The sequence below is a fragment of the Priestia sp. MDV22-iso46 genome (genome assembly GCF_058629175.1).
In genome coordinates this window covers 84612-98385 of record NZ_JBZVWT010000008.1, presented here as the reverse complement: position 1 = coordinate 98385, position 13774 = coordinate 84612, and the positions used below count along the sequence as shown (strand labels likewise).

Below are 13774 nucleotides of genomic sequence, written 5' to 3'. Positions count from 1 at the left end.
TACGGAAAGATGCTCTGCAGAAAAACGAGACGTATATCGTCTCGAATTGGATTTCAGAGGGCGTATTAATAAAATTTCGAGACGTATATAGTCTCAAATTGGGTGACAGACTAGAGTATAGAAAGGGGGAGGGACTAAATATAGAGATATGATGCCCCCCCAGCGCTGGCGCTTTCGGGGAAGGGAACATGCTCTTGTGGAAATTCGAGACGTATATAGTCTCAGATTTCTAAACAAAAGTATTGACAGGTAAAAATATTCATTATAATATGAGGAGGCTACAGAAATTCGAGACAATAATCGTCTCAAATTGGATTTGGAATAGACTTTTCCCGAAAAAACGAGACAATAATCGTCTCAAAATGGGTTACAGACTAGAACATAGATAGGGCAAGGACTAAATATAGAGATGTAACGCCCCACGCCCAAAGGCGTTTCGGGAACATTACTAAACAAAAGTATTAACAGGGAGGTGTATAAAGAGTGGAAGAGGAGAAGCAAGATAGGAGGCAGTTTATAAGAGTGTACGATGATTTTATGAAAGAAGAAGAGTATGACTCTCGTGACCATTTTGTATATTTACTAATTAAAGGATTTGCCAATCAAAGATTCGATGGCATTTCTATTGCAAGCGTTGATTCTATACTTAGAATACTAGGGTTTGTAGTGAACTCTAAAAACAAGTCAGGTATTAAGGAATCCATAGAAAAGCTTATCAAGAATCGCATGATAAAGATGTATGCTGATTTCATGTGTACGAAGGAGGAGCAGGAGGTTAAGTATGCGAATACATACTTCTTTAAGATTATAGATGTTCCATATCAAGGAGATTACTTTACAAAGATATTCTACGAAGATTTCTATAAACTCATTTCTATGGAAGAAAAGAATAAAATGAAGGTATTCTCCATCTATCACAACATTATCGCACGAATGTTCAATAATGACAGTAGCGATAAATACACCCTCCCTAATATAGAAGACATTGAACAGGAGACAGGGATCAATCGCAAAACCATTACCAAGTATATTAAGTTGTTAATGGATAGTGAACTTGTCTATTATGAATCAATGAGAAAGGCTGTGGACAAGACTAAGAATGTGTACGGACGATGGGAGCATCGTGACATTGTTAAGAAATTTGCAGAAGAAAATTAGACTATTGATTTATTACTAATACAGTGATATACTAAAATCACTAACAAAGGCGATGGAGGAAAGTTATGGCTACGAATATGTATACAAAGGAAGAGTTAAGAGAGATTGTAAGAGAAGCTGAAGTTAAGCGCATTGCTGAACGTGTTACTAAAAAGGAGTTATGTAAAATCTGCGGAATCAGTTATACATTCTATGTAAACTGCATTAGCACTAATAATAAACCAAGTCTACAAATGGGGCAAGAATTAAAGAACTATCTTGATATGCCTACTGGAGAAGTTTATGAAAAAGTGTTTCAATCTCGTGAAGCAGAAACTAAATTCCACAAGGCTCTAAACGTAACAAAGGCATATATGGATGAGCAATTTAACAATCTAAAAGAAGAAAAAAGCTATAGATTAAATGAAGAAGAATATGCTGTTCTAGTTCAATCAATCATCGATCAAAAGGAAGAGGTTAGGATTGAAAGAGAAAAGAAGCTTGAAGAAGCTAGAGCATTACTTGAAGAAGAGGCTAAACGTCAAGAACAGGAAGATGAGTAAGAAAGGGCTGTCCTGTGTCCTTTCTTATATTAAACAAAAGTATTGATATACGGTATCTCTTCTGATATAATAATCTCATAACACACACAGGAATAGGAGAGAAACAAATATCATGAAAGGCATGGGTACTTACACACCATTTGAAAATGAACTAAACCACTTATCGGTGGATGAAATGAATGAACTCTATCTGAGTGGAGACTTAGATAAGATGTATGAGGAGTTCGAAAGAACAACAAAGGCTAAGGTATATAACTGGAAAACTAAAAAACAATACAAAGCAAAAGTATTGATGGAGGACGAGTATATTGAAACAATTTAAAGGTACAATCGCTGAAAAGAAGCTTAGCGATTTCAATCAGTATGATAACAAAATTACTAAGTACGAGGAAAGAATTGAATATGTAGAAAGTCATTTATATGAAGAAGGATTTGTACATGAATTCTTTGCAGAGTACTTTTCAAACTGCTATGGAGTGTCTCCATCACAAGATGGTTATCTTGCAGAAGAAGATGCTGTATGTAAGTTGCTGGACATTCTAGGCACATACATCTTGGGTGCTAATGACGTAGAAAGTCATCGTAAGATTGAGTATCGCTTTTGGAAGTCAGAGCGTGAATATAGAGATTATAAGGATTCTGATAACGTGAGTGCATCAACGTCAGATGATAAAGGCAATAACGTAGAAGTGATCGATATGTTTGTTGATAAAAAGAATGATAAGAATCAGAAGATTGTCAGAGATACTACAGTTAATAGAAAAGATGTGAAAGAGATTCCTGAAATCAAGCAACTAGAAGATGCTATTGACTTCCTTAAGTCTCCTTGGGGAATAGCGCACATCAAATCGAATGCTGAGTTCTTATTAGAAGAAGTAGAAGAGGGTCACATTAATATAGAAGAAACTGATCGACTGAAGTATATTGCCAAGAATACACAACGCTTTATCGACTCATATACAAAGATGCTAAGAGATAACCAAGTAGCTATTAAGGAAGCAATTAAGCGTCCTATCAAATTCAACAATGTTCTAAAAGATGAGGGCGTTCCTAATAAACTTGACTCAGCGTTATTCTCAGATGAGAACTTAAATAAGAAGTTACTACCTATGATTGGTGCAGATGAAGATTTAATGAGTGATGTTGGAATCCTTCTATATGACTTCAACTGCTTACTAAATAGAATGGAATTAACTGATCGTGAACAAGAGATTATTACTTTGTTCAGACAGGGATATACTCAGAAAGAGTTAGCTGAAATGCTACAGGTTAAGAAAAATGCAATAACTAATAGCCTTACACGATTGTCTAAAAAGGTAGCAGAATTCTACGTTAAAGACCTTTACGAAAAAGCTAAAAAAAATAAATAGAAAAAAATTGGGGAAACGATGTGTACTTTTTGTGTGCCAAATCGTTATTATATATGTAGGGGTTAAGCAAAAGTATTAACAACTACAACAAAGTCATAATGATTGCCTCCTTAATGGTCATTTGATTCCCCAAGAACTAACCTTGTCCAAGCATCCTAAAACTTGGACATTTTTATTATGTGGTCGTGAATACGAGCGAGGATTTTTAGTGTTTTGCCAAGCGTGAAACGAAGGTGTAACTCCTTCGGGCTACTGAATTAAAAACGCTAACCAAAAAAAACAATAAAACCAACATTTTATTAAAAATGTGAGAGTGAAAGGGAGATATAAAATATTATGTTAACTCAAGATGTAGTAAAAGCAATTGCAGAAGTAAAAGGTGGAACTCAGAAAGAAGCTAAAGAATATCTAGATGCTTTCAAAACAGTAGTAGTAGAAGCAATCGGTCGTGGAGAAGACGTTGAACTTAAAGGTTTCGTATCATTCACTTCTAAAGCAGTAGAAGCTTATACAGCTAAGAATCCACAAAATGGTGAGCCTGTAGAAGTACCAGCACATCGTAAAGCAACTGCAACATTAGCAAAATCTTTACGTAAGCAATAATCAAATCATAAACAAGCCTACTTAGATAGGCATATATGAGGGTCAGGTGGTGAAACACTTGGCTCTCTTTTAATATGGTCATGACAGGGTCAAACCCTGAAGAGACCTCCTCCTAATTGTATATATTACTTAATTGTTCGTGGATTTTAAACGTGGGTATTAAATTGCAAGATGTTATGACGTGGCATCTTGCACCTCCTTATTGGACTATAGCACAGTGGTAGTGCATCGCACTGTTAATGCGAGGGTCGCTGGTTCGAATCCAGCTAGTTCAGCCATATGGACAGTGAAGGTCAGCGATGTTGAATAGTAGGCTTGGCTAGTAAGTTGCGACTGAATGCTGGGTGAAAGTAAATGTCATGTGGGTTCGATTCCCACCTACTGTCCTCCTAACATGGTGGGGCTGAGCGAAAGCTTTTCCCTACTACCATATCAAGACCTCCTACCTCCTAGGCTTGGATGCGCACATAGAGTATGCTCCAAGCCATTTCATATTGGGGCTATAGTGAAGTGGTTATCACGCAACCCTGTCACGGTTGTATCACGAGTTCGAATCTCGTTAGTCTCGCCATAATAACATTAATTGAGAGAGTGGGAAATTAGATGTTAAAGAAACTATTGTTAGTTCTTTTCGGTAAGGCTGTCAAAGGTCACGAAAAAGAAATTAAAAAAGCGCAAAGCTGGATCGATTCTGCTCAAGCACAATTTGCTAACGCTATTCAAGAAGCTGAATTAGCTGAACAACAATTTGAGAAAGTTGAAAAAGAAAAGCGTGAGTTAATCGACAAAGCATTAGAAGAAATCAATGAATTATCTGCTAAGAAGAAACAAGCAGTTGACTTCAAGAATAAGATGAAATCATTCATCGGTGAATAAGTTCGCTATCTTAGAGCCTTTATAGTTCTAGGTATCATATGCGCCAGCAATGGCGCTTTATTTGTCTATGGTGTAAAGGATAGCACAACAGGTTTCTACCCTGTTAGTTCGAGTTCGAGTCTTGATAGGCAAGCCACGGAGGGTTGGCAGAGCATGGCTGAATGCGGTGGTCTTGAAAACCACTAAGGGTGTGATGAGCGCCCTTCGAGAGTTCGAATCTCTCACCCTCCTCCATTTATATTATGGCTGATATATAAGATGCGATGAGTCGCCAATCTTATCGTGGTTCAATTCCACAGTCAGCAAAGCCACATGGGTTTAGTGTAATGGTAGCACTACAGTCTCCAAAACTGTCAGAGAGGGTTCAAGTCCTTCAACCTGTGCCAATAAAAAGTATTGATATTTTAAATTATAACTCCGTGGGAGAGAAGAGAGAGGTATTATGGATATGTTTGGAAGTAATTTAGGATTTGGTTCAGGATTAAAAGCTGAGCGTGTAGGTAATGCGATTGATGCGAAAGTTCAAGCTGGTAAATCAGCATTAGATATGGCAGAGATGTCACTACAACAATTAGATTTTATCGAACAACAATTAACTCAAATGGCACAGCAGTTACAAGCTGAAGCGCCAATGATCGCAATGCAATTCCAAAACTTGGTTCAACAGATTAATAATCAGCAAGGTCAGGTAGTAAGTGCAGTTCGCCAAGCGAAAATGAACTTTTCTGAAATTGATGGATTAACTGATAAAATTCAGAACTAAGGAGAATTGCTATGACAACTAAACGTAAACCAAGACCAAGTACACCATCGCCATCACCAATTATCATTTATGACGATAGTTCATATGACAGTGGTTCTTGCGACTAATTAAACTATAAACTATGCGCCTTGAAATATAGGCGCTTTTATTATCTCCGTGTGGACAAATTGGTAAAGTCAGCAGAGCGCTATTTTTGTGGGTTCAAGTCCCACCATGGAGACCTAGGGAGTCTAGAATCCCTCAGTGGGCGAGTATGCAAGAGGTTAAAGCTGGCAGACTGTAAATCTGTCCCTTCGGGTTCACAGGTTCAAATCCTGTCTCTCCCACCATTATACTATCGCACGTATCGTGCGACCTTGAAAACTGAATATTAATGAAGATTGAGCCAAGCGCTCACTATTTTAGGTTGAAACAGACCAATACTGACAGCTTACGAGCACAGTATAAATTAAGTGTTTTGCAGTGCGTTCGGGTGTGTGAAAGCACCTATTGCCTCCTTTGTGTTAGTGTTATTCAAATTAGTTTTACACTCGTTATCTCGCACAACTCCTTTTGTTGCCTTAGTGTGAAGTTTTATACTTCACACAGCCGAACGCATTGCAAGCACCCCCATTGAATGAGAGAGAGGGAAATAAGATGGAACAAGAATTAAGAAGTAACTATGCTTTCATTCAATCTAAGATTGAGGAAATCAAAGCATGTAAATTTATTGATATTAAACAAATCTCTGATTTACAACGTTATGTCGAGATGCAAAAGAACATCATTGATTCTTTATTTGCATTAAACGCAGGAGCGTTGAGATGAGAGAAACTATTAAAGAATTAAATCATTTAATTGAAGAACATTTTCACGTTAATGACAACGAAAAACAAGATATCACAGTTGTACTAAGTACAAGGGATTTACTTGAGTTGTTACAAGGTTTAGATGTTGCTCGATATGATGAAGCATCTATTGACTATGATGGAGACCTTCACTTTGTCTCATCTTGTGTAGTAGGTGACACTACTCTATTCTTTGTTGAAAGCATTCATAATTCAGAAGGGCTTATTAAGCATGATGAAACTGATATTTTGATATTGCCTATTTACTTGCCACAGAGTATTCGTAATGAACTACTTAAAGGTGGATATAGCAAGGTAATTACAGTTACAGAAGTTTCAACATATGAACATATTACTGAATTAATTGAAAGACAATAATCTTAAGCACATGTGTTTAACAAGGTGGTGATAGGGTGACTACATCCAATAAGAAAACCTGTTTACACTGTGGCAAAGAATTCGCATCATCAAGTTTCTATTCACACAGAAACCCTTTGATTAATGAACAGTTTGGTTTTGCTAAGAAATGTGTCAAAGAGGCGATTGACCTCAATGATATGGACACACTATATAGCTTCTTAAGAACAATGGATATTCCATATCTCAAGGACTTTTGGAAACAAGCAAACCAAGCCAACACTGAGACAATTGGTACTTACTTTAAGAACCTGTCTTTAAAGCAGAATAGAGACCTTCATTTCAAGGACTCTGATGACATTACAGGTAAGACTAATAAAGCAGAGTTAGTAGAGATTGACTATGACAACTTCGAAATTACTAATGCGATCATTAAGCGTTGGGGTAGAAACCTAGAATTAGAGGACTATATCTTCTTAGAAGAAGAGTTCGAAAACTTAGGTGGAAACGAAGTTGATAACACTATCCAAGAGAGATTATTCAAGAATATGGCTAAGACTCAATGGATGGGCAATAAGGCGCTTGAAGAAGGCGACCATAACAAATATGAAAAGATGATGAAGACATTATCTTCTCAAATGCAGGATGCGAATATCAAACCTGTTCAGGTTAAGAGTGCATCTGAAGATGGTGGATTACGTAGTTGGGGCGAATGGGTTCGATTAATAGAAGAAACTGAACCAGTAACAGAAGACAACAATGAGTATGAACCTAAGTATATTAAACAATATATTGATAGATGGTTTATCACTCAAGTAGGTCGTGTATTCGGTAGGGTAAAAGATGAAGATATTCAGAAATTACCTGATGAGGAATAATCATGGCAGTGAATAAAAATAAAAAGAAACCCACCAACACAAATAAAACTAAAGAAGGGTTCAAACGTTGGACATCCTTCTATAGAGCCAACCCACATAGATTTGCCAAAGAGTACCTAGGAGTTAACTTATTCCTATACCAAGTACTTTTGCTGTGGGCTATGAATAAATATGCATTTTTTATGTATATCGCCGCCCGTGGGCAAGGGAAATCTTACATTATCGCAATCTACTGTGTTATTAGAGCAATCCTCTATCCACAGTCTAATATTGTTCTAGCGTCAGGAACGAAGGGTCAAAGTAAGTTAATTATAACTGAAAAGATATTCGCTCTCAAGAATACCTCTAAGAACTTAGATAGGGAAATTAAAGAGTTTAAGACCAGCACCAACGAGTGTTATGTGGTCTTTCATAATGGATCGAAAATTACAGCAGTAACGTCAGGTGACTCTGCTCGTGGATATCGTGCGAATATTCTTATTGTCGATGAGTTTCGATTAATCACGAAAGAAACAATCGACCAAATCTTACGACCATTCCTTAACGTTAATAGAACACCTCCATATCTACAGAATCCTAAGTATTCCCACTTAACCGAGGAGAATAAAGAGATTTATATAAGTTCTGCGTGGTACAGAAACCATTGGATATGGGATTCCTTCAAGTCATATCTGAAGAATATGGTTGAAGGTAAAGACTACTTTGTAGCAGTTCTACCATGGCAACTATCAGTCTACCACAGGTTGCTATCTAAGAAGCGTGTAGAACAACAGAAGACAGAGGAAGACTTTGACCAAATGTCTTGGGACATGGAATATGAAGCCCTCTTCGTAGGTGAGAATGAAAACGCCTACTATAAATTAGATGATATTCAACAGTGTAGAACACTACCCAAAGCATTCTATCCCCCAACTGATAGGGAATACGTTGAGGCTAAAGGCACTCGTAAAAAGCTGGGCAACATGCCGAAACAAGCTGGAGAGATTCGAATAGTTTCCATGGATATAGCCTTAATGGGATCATCTAAAGCAGTGAAGAATGATACCACTGCATTTACTCTTATTAGATTACTACCTCAAGGCGAGGAGTACAGAAGAGACGTTGTCTATATAGAATCTCTAGCAGGACAACATTCAGAGTTGCAAGCGATTCGCTTAAAGCAACTATATTATGACTTCGAAGGCGATTACGTTGCAATGGATACCAATGGTAATGGTATCGCAGTCTTCGACAACGTCACTAAAATCCTCTATGACAAAGTAAGGGACGAAGAGTACCCTGCATGGACAGTTATTAATGATGAGGTTATGGATGATAGAAAAATGGACAGTAACGCCATTCCTTTAATCTACTCTATTAAAGGTACAAGTGAAATCAACCATAAAGTAGCAACAGGGCTACGAAGCGCATTTGAGAAGCGCAAAATTAGACTTCTGATGAATGACATCGAAGCTAAAGAAGACTTGATTGAAAACAAAGGTTACTTGAAGAAGACAAGTGAAGAGCAAGTAAACTTGCTGAAACCTTTCGTACAGGCAACAGCCTTAACAAATGAGTTAGTAAACTTAGTTTACAAAGTCCAAAATGGATACATCAAAATTGAAGAGGTTGGTACAACCACTAAAGATAGATATTCCAGTATTGGATATGGCAACTATGTTGCAACATTATTAGAGCAAGACATCCTTCGTGCCAATATGCGCAACGATGAAATGCTTAACTTCTGTTTATTCTAAAGGTGGTGAGAAAAGGAATTGGCGAACAAGAAACGATATAGAAATCGAGGCAATGGAACAAATCCAATGCAAGAGAACAGACACTTTGCAAGTGTATCTGCTATAAAGAATACTTCTAACACATCTAGTGCGACAAGTATTACTGAGTCTCGACTTAAAGCAATGCTGAGAGACCCTGAGACAAATGGTGTTCAAATTGCTGGTCTATCAAAGAATATGAAACAAGTCAATGGCGCTTATAAGCGTATTATCAAATACCTAAGTTCGCTATTGACCTATGACCATGTTCTCTATCCAGTGATTGAAAATCCAATTGGATATATGGAAGACCCAGCACAATTGCAAATGGAGTTTGCTCAGACATCAGTCTTCCTAGACAGGTTAAACCCTAAGTTTAACTTGCCATTAATTGTTGAGAAGTTGTTTACAAATGGAGCAACCTTCTTGTACAAGCTTGAAGATTCAAAGAGTGTGGCATATCAAGAAATGCCAATTAGCTTCTGTAGAATTGGATACCTCGACCAAGGCGTATATCGCTATCAGTTTGATGTAACAAAGATTCAAGAGGCTACAGTATTAAACTATCCAAAAGAACTTCAATCAGCTTATACAAGCTATAAGAATGGTGCTACAGACAAGTTAATTGAAGGTAAGTGGTATCAAGTCGGTGATAAAGGAATTGCCTTTACATTAGACTCAGATGCTCTAACTCAGAATGGACTATCGCTTCCTCCACTGGCGAATGCACTAGTGGATGTTATCAAAATTGAAAATGCCAAGGATGGCATGGAGAGCACTGCTGAATTAGACAATACCAAGATTGTTCACTCTCGAATTGAGACAGATGACAAAGGTAGACCATTAATGGAATTACCAGTGGTATTAGAATATCACAACTCTCTAAAACGAAACTTGCCTGATGGCTCAGTAGCCATTACAAATCCTTTCGAAACCAAAGCACTTTCGCTAAATGGTACAGGTAAGGATGGTAAGTTCGCTCTATTAGATAAGTCAGTAGAGCAACTGTATGAGGGAGCAGGAGTATCCAAACTGTTATTCGCAGGAGATGGAACTAGTTCCCAAGCTTTAGAGCGCTCTATTCAAGTAGATGCTCAATGGCTATATAGCTTCCTGTTACCGATGTTTGCTAACTATTACAATTATGAACTATTGAAAGCTGGCAAAAAGGGTACGACTTGGAAGGTTAAGTTCTTACAGATGTCACACTTTGATAGAGAAGCAGTTTTGAAACTGGCTAAGGATAACTTGGCTAATGGTGGTTCTAGAACTGAGTATCTCGCTCACTGTGGTATGACACCTATTGAGATTGTTAACATGCTTGTATTTGAGCAACGAATCCTAACTATCGATGACTTGATGATTGCTAAGCAAACTTCATACACGATGGGTGGGGATCAGACAGATGGTCAGTCAGAGGCTGGCGCTCCTGAGTCAGATGATCCAACCGACACTACGACTCGCATTAAAGATTCTCAACAGTGAAGGGAGGTGACAAAGGTTGTCTAACTACAACATTCCAGTTGAATTTGAACAAGTACCTTTAAATGTACTTGATGACAGATTCATGAAAGTTAAAGTGTGGATTGCACACACTGGCGAAAATAGAAACAATTCTATCTTCTCTAAGGAACTCTTGGAGTCTATGATTCCATCTCTTGCTAACATTCCTATCTTGGGATATATCGCAGTTGATGAGAATGGAAAAGAAATAGATTTCATGGGACACGAAGAGAGATTAGTCATTGAAGACAATGAATTCAAACTTAAGTACGTTGGAAGAGCCTATGGGTTAATTCCGACAGAAAACAATGCTAGATTCGAAAGTCGCTATGGCGAAGATGGGCTTGAACGTGAATATCTTGTTTGCGATGGTTTGATTTGGCGTAAGTTTCCTGAAGTCGAAAGAATTTTCGATAGAGATGGTGGATTCAAATCCCAATCTATGGAACTACAATATTCCAGCGTAAAAGGATATACCGACACTAATGGAGTCTTTGTATTTACAGAGGCTAAGTTCGAAGGCGCTTGCCTACTCGGAGAAAACGTTAGCCCAGCTATGATTTCTAGTACCATTGAAAAGTTCTCTGTCGCAAATAAAATACAGACTGAGTTGAGCGAGATGCTTACTGAGTTTAATACTTGCTTTTCTACAACACTACAGAAAGGAGACAATGACTTGGAAGATAACAAAGTTTTAGACCCTCAAAATCCTGAAACAGACTTCGCTAAGAAGGATAAGGAGAAAGAGGATAAAGAAAAAGAAAAAGCTAAAGCTGGCGAAGGTGCTCCTGCTAAAAAGGAAGACCCTAAAGCTGGTGAAGGTGATTCTAAGGAGAAAACTCCTAAAGAAGAGCCAAAGAAAGGTGAAGAGCCTCCTAAATCTGAGCCTTCTAAAGAAGCTGACCCTGCAAAGGAAGAGCCTAAAGAAGCGCCTAAGAAAGAAGGCGAATCTCAACCTAAGAAAGACGAAGAGGACGATGAAGAGAAAAAGAAAAAATCTCCGAAGAAATTCTCACGAACTTTCGAACTTTCTCACGATGACATTCGTGTAGGGCTTTATAATGCTTTAGATAGTCATGATAACTTCAAAGATACATTCACTTATGTTTCACAGGTGTATGATAATCATGCAATTGTGGTTAATGAAAGCGAAGGTAAATTCTTCAAAGTTAACTATGTAAAACATGAGAATGGCGTATCGCTTGGCGATCAAGAGGAACTATTCCCAATGTTCGTTAATGCAACTGAGAAATCAGCTATTGACGCTTCTCGTAACAACTTCTCAGCTTTAGAATCAGAAGTTAAAGATTTACGTGAATTCAAATCAGAGGTTGAACTTAAAGAAAAAGAAGCTAAGCTTTCTACTTACTCTAGTTCTCTTAAAGCTGAAGATTACAAGACTATCAAAGACAATCTTAGAAACTTCTCTATGGATGACATGGAGAAAGAAATCGCTGTTACATTACTACGTAACAACCATTTCTCAGTAGCTAAGACAGAAGAAGATTCTTCTTCTACACGAGTTGTTTCAACTGGTGCAACAGCAGATTCTAATCCTTATGGATCAGCATCTATTTACTTTACAAAATAATAATTATCGAAAGGGTGTATACGCAACATGGCATATGTTCGTTTAGACAAAGTTAAAGGCACTGCTCACTTAGAGTCATTCGTAGCCAACACAGATTTAAAAAATGGTGGATTTATCGCATTAGGCGACTTACAAGCAGATGGAGAGGCTCGCCTAGGTACTCCTAGTGGCGATGTAACTAAGAATCTAGTATTCCACGCTTCTGTACCTCTGACATACGAAGAGCGTACTAATGAATTAGACTTCGTTCTTAAAGCTGGTAAGGTAGGTCGTGGATACGTAATTGAAGCTGGTGATATCGTTTCTGTTTCTCTAGATGGTATCGTTTCAGGTACTCCAGCTAAGGGTGCAAAAGTTGCTCCTCATGCTGATGGTTTCACAGTTCCTGCAACTGCTCCAACTGCTGGTCTTCGTGGTGAAATTATCGCTATCGAAACTGACCTATACGCTGGTCAATTAGCAGTAATTCGTTTCACAGTTTAATTAAAAATATTATAAAACAAAAGTATTAATAAGTATTGCAGGGGTCACTCCCTGCAAAATACTATCAACGGAAGGTGAATTTTAGTGGCAAAAATTACAGATTTACAACGTCTATCATTAGATGTGTATCAAGGTAAAAACGTTATGTTTAACGAAGTTGCAGGTGAAGATGCAATTCGTAACGCTATTAATTTAGCATGTGGTGGAGAGTTCAATTACAGAAATTTCCGTGAGAACAAATACAAGGTTTTCACAATTATTGAAGAATTAGTAGATACTACTTTAGGTGTAGTTATCACTAACCAATTCGATGGCTTAGCAGAAGTTAAGAACGTAGCAATCGGTGAGCGTCCTGCATTCCGTGTAGAAGACCCATCATTATTCCGCATCGCTCGTATCGCTGGCGGTACTAACGACCTACGTAGACAGAAGCTATTAAATGGTAAATTCGAAGTAGATACTGACTGGTTCGGTGCTAAAATCTACGCAGAATTAGAGATGTTTATTGCTGGTCTAGTTCCTTGGAACGAGTTCGTTAACCGTATTACTTTATCATTCGCTAATGACCTAGGTAAACGTATCTATGAAGCTGTTGCTAACTCTTACACAGCATTAAACGCTGTTTACGGTGTTACAGGAACTTACAACGAAGACAAGTTATTCGATATGGTTCAACACATCGAGGCTCGTTCAGGTGGTAAGAAAGCAGTTGTTATGGGTACTAAGAAGGCTCTTCGTAAAGTGTCTAAAGACCTAGTAATGTCTGATAACATGAAAGAGAAATTCAACCAAATTGGGTACATTGGTACAGTTGGTGGAGTTGACCTAGTAGTATTGCCTCAAGCGCACAAAGTTGGAACTGACGAATTCTACGTTGATGACAATATGTTACTAGTAATCCCTCAAGGTGAGAAACTAGTTAAAGTAGTAGTAGAAGGACAAACTCAAATGATTGAGGTTGCTGACGCTGGTACTCGTAATGACCAACAAATGGAATACCTAGTTCAAAAGAAATTTGGCGTAGGTGTTATGCAATCTGCTATCTATGGTATCTACAAAATTCAATAAT

The 13774-nt window shown here is 37.8% G+C and carries 15 protein-coding genes and 6 tRNA genes; all 21 read left to right on the top strand.

What is annotated here, in order from left to right; translation table 11 throughout:
• The first annotated feature begins 483 nt into the window (after positions 1 to 483).
• Positions 484 to 1158 (top strand): hypothetical protein, encoded by a 675-nt coding sequence (locus AC4NPH_RS25520; RefSeq protein WP_491939155.1) that lies wholly within the window; start codon positions 484 to 486, stop codon positions 1156 to 1158.
• Between the two features lie 65 nt (positions 1159 to 1223).
• Positions 1224 to 1700 (top strand): hypothetical protein, encoded by a 477-nt coding sequence (locus AC4NPH_RS25515; protein ID WP_491939154.1) that lies wholly within the window; start codon positions 1224 to 1226, stop codon positions 1698 to 1700.
• 112 nt (positions 1701 to 1812) lie between these two features.
• Positions 1813 to 2022: a hypothetical protein gene (locus AC4NPH_RS25510; protein WP_491939153.1), complete on the top strand. Its 210-nt coding sequence runs from the start codon at positions 1813 to 1815 to the stop codon at positions 2020 to 2022.
• Positions 2009 to 3070 carry a helix-turn-helix transcriptional regulator gene (locus tag AC4NPH_RS25505; protein WP_491939151.1) on the top strand — a complete coding sequence of 354 codons (1062 nt, stop codon included), beginning with the start codon at positions 2009 to 2011 and terminating at the stop codon, positions 3068 to 3070. The genes AC4NPH_RS25510 and AC4NPH_RS25505 overlap by 14 nt, the downstream gene beginning before the upstream one ends.
• Positions 3071 to 3406: 336 nt before the next feature.
• A complete protein-coding gene (locus tag AC4NPH_RS25500; protein WP_442455874.1) occupies positions 3407 to 3673 on the top strand; it encodes an HU family DNA-binding protein in 267 nt (88 codons plus the stop codon).
• A 203-nt stretch (positions 3674 to 3876) separates the two neighbouring features.
• Positions 3877 to 3951, top strand: a tRNA-Asn gene (locus AC4NPH_RS25495).
• 218 nt (positions 3952 to 4169) lie between these two features.
• Positions 4170 to 4244: transfer RNA gene (locus tag AC4NPH_RS25490), tRNA-Asp, on the top strand.
• 32 nt (positions 4245 to 4276) lie between these two features.
• On the top strand, positions 4277 to 4549 hold the full coding sequence (locus tag AC4NPH_RS25485; protein ID WP_491939150.1) for a hypothetical protein: 273 nt from the start codon (positions 4277 to 4279) through the stop codon (positions 4547 to 4549).
• 61 nt (positions 4550 to 4610) lie between these two features.
• A tRNA-Arg gene (locus AC4NPH_RS25480) sits at positions 4611 to 4685 on the top strand.
• Position 4686: 1 nt separating this feature from the next.
• Positions 4687 to 4783, top strand: a tRNA-Ser gene (locus AC4NPH_RS25475).
• 78 nt (positions 4784 to 4861) lie between these two features.
• Positions 4862 to 4935 (top strand) — tRNA-Trp (locus AC4NPH_RS25470).
• 56 nt (positions 4936 to 4991) lie between these two features.
• Positions 4992 to 5312 carry a hypothetical protein gene (locus tag AC4NPH_RS25465; RefSeq protein ID WP_491939149.1) on the top strand — a complete coding sequence of 107 codons (321 nt, stop codon included), beginning with the start codon at positions 4992 to 4994 and terminating at the stop codon, positions 5310 to 5312.
• A 245-nt stretch (positions 5313 to 5557) separates the two neighbouring features.
• Positions 5558 to 5641: transfer RNA gene (locus AC4NPH_RS25460), tRNA-Tyr, on the top strand.
• 307 nt (positions 5642 to 5948) lie between these two features.
• Positions 5949 to 6119, top strand: coding sequence for a hypothetical protein (locus tag AC4NPH_RS25455; RefSeq protein ID WP_491939148.1), 171 nt, complete (start codon positions 5949 to 5951; stop codon positions 6117 to 6119).
• Positions 6116 to 6517, top strand: a complete 402-nt coding sequence (locus AC4NPH_RS25450) for a hypothetical protein (protein WP_491939146.1) — start codon at positions 6116 to 6118, stop codon at positions 6515 to 6517. Before AC4NPH_RS25455 ends, AC4NPH_RS25450 begins: the two co-directional genes overlap by 4 nt.
• A gap of 35 nt (positions 6518 to 6552) precedes the next feature.
• The gene (locus AC4NPH_RS25445) at positions 6553 to 7374 is read left to right on the top strand and encodes a YonG family phage-derived protein (RefSeq protein WP_442455869.1); all 822 of its coding nucleotides are present in this window, start codon (positions 6553 to 6555) and stop codon (positions 7372 to 7374) included.
• Between the two features lie 2 nt (positions 7375 to 7376).
• On the top strand, positions 7377 to 9110 hold the full coding sequence (locus AC4NPH_RS25440) for a terminase large subunit domain-containing protein (protein ID WP_491939144.1): 1734 nt from the start codon (positions 7377 to 7379) through the stop codon (positions 9108 to 9110).
• Positions 9111 to 9128: 18 nt separating this feature from the next.
• Entirely contained in the window at positions 9129 to 10613 is a 1485-nt protein-coding gene (locus tag AC4NPH_RS25435) for a hypothetical protein (protein ID WP_491939142.1), read from the top strand.
• A gap of 16 nt (positions 10614 to 10629) precedes the next feature.
• On the top strand, positions 10630 to 12222 hold the full coding sequence (locus AC4NPH_RS25430; protein WP_491939141.1) for a DUF8531 domain-containing protein: 1593 nt from the start codon (positions 10630 to 10632) through the stop codon (positions 12220 to 12222).
• Positions 12223 to 12249: 27 nt separating this feature from the next.
• Positions 12250 to 12705, top strand: a complete 456-nt coding sequence (locus tag AC4NPH_RS25425; RefSeq protein WP_491939139.1) for a hypothetical protein — start codon at positions 12250 to 12252, stop codon at positions 12703 to 12705.
• A gap of 84 nt (positions 12706 to 12789) precedes the next feature.
• Positions 12790 to 13773 (top strand): YonB family capsid-like protein, encoded by a 984-nt coding sequence (locus tag AC4NPH_RS25420; RefSeq protein ID WP_491939137.1) that lies wholly within the window; start codon positions 12790 to 12792, stop codon positions 13771 to 13773.
• The last annotated feature ends 1 nt before the right edge of the window (position 13774 follow it).

Excerpts from the sequence above, each read along its gene's own strand:
- AC4NPH_RS25515 (WP_491939154.1), top strand. The coding sequence starts at position 1,224 with ATGGCTACGAATATGTATACAAAGGAAGAGTTAAGAGAGATTGTAAGA.
- AC4NPH_RS25500 (WP_442455874.1), top strand. The coding sequence starts at position 3,407 with ATGTTAACTCAAGATGTAGTAAAAGCAATTGCAGAAGTAAAAGGTGGA.
- AC4NPH_RS25450 (WP_491939146.1), top strand. The coding sequence starts at position 6,116 with ATGAGAGAAACTATTAAAGAATTAAATCATTTAATTGAAGAACATTTT.
- AC4NPH_RS25440 (WP_491939144.1), top strand. The coding sequence starts at position 7,377 with ATGGCAGTGAATAAAAATAAAAAGAAACCCACCAACACAAATAAAACT.
- AC4NPH_RS25465 (WP_491939149.1), top strand. The coding sequence starts at position 4,992 with ATGGATATGTTTGGAAGTAATTTAGGATTTGGTTCAGGATTAAAAGCT.
- AC4NPH_RS25425 (WP_491939139.1), top strand. The coding sequence starts at position 12,250 with ATGGCATATGTTCGTTTAGACAAAGTTAAAGGCACTGCTCACTTAGAG.
- AC4NPH_RS25455 (WP_491939148.1), top strand. The coding sequence starts at position 5,949 with ATGGAACAAGAATTAAGAAGTAACTATGCTTTCATTCAATCTAAGATT.
- AC4NPH_RS25485 (WP_491939150.1), top strand. The coding sequence starts at position 4,277 with ATGTTAAAGAAACTATTGTTAGTTCTTTTCGGTAAGGCTGTCAAAGGT.
- AC4NPH_RS25510 (WP_491939153.1), top strand. The coding sequence starts at position 1,813 with ATGAAAGGCATGGGTACTTACACACCATTTGAAAATGAACTAAACCAC.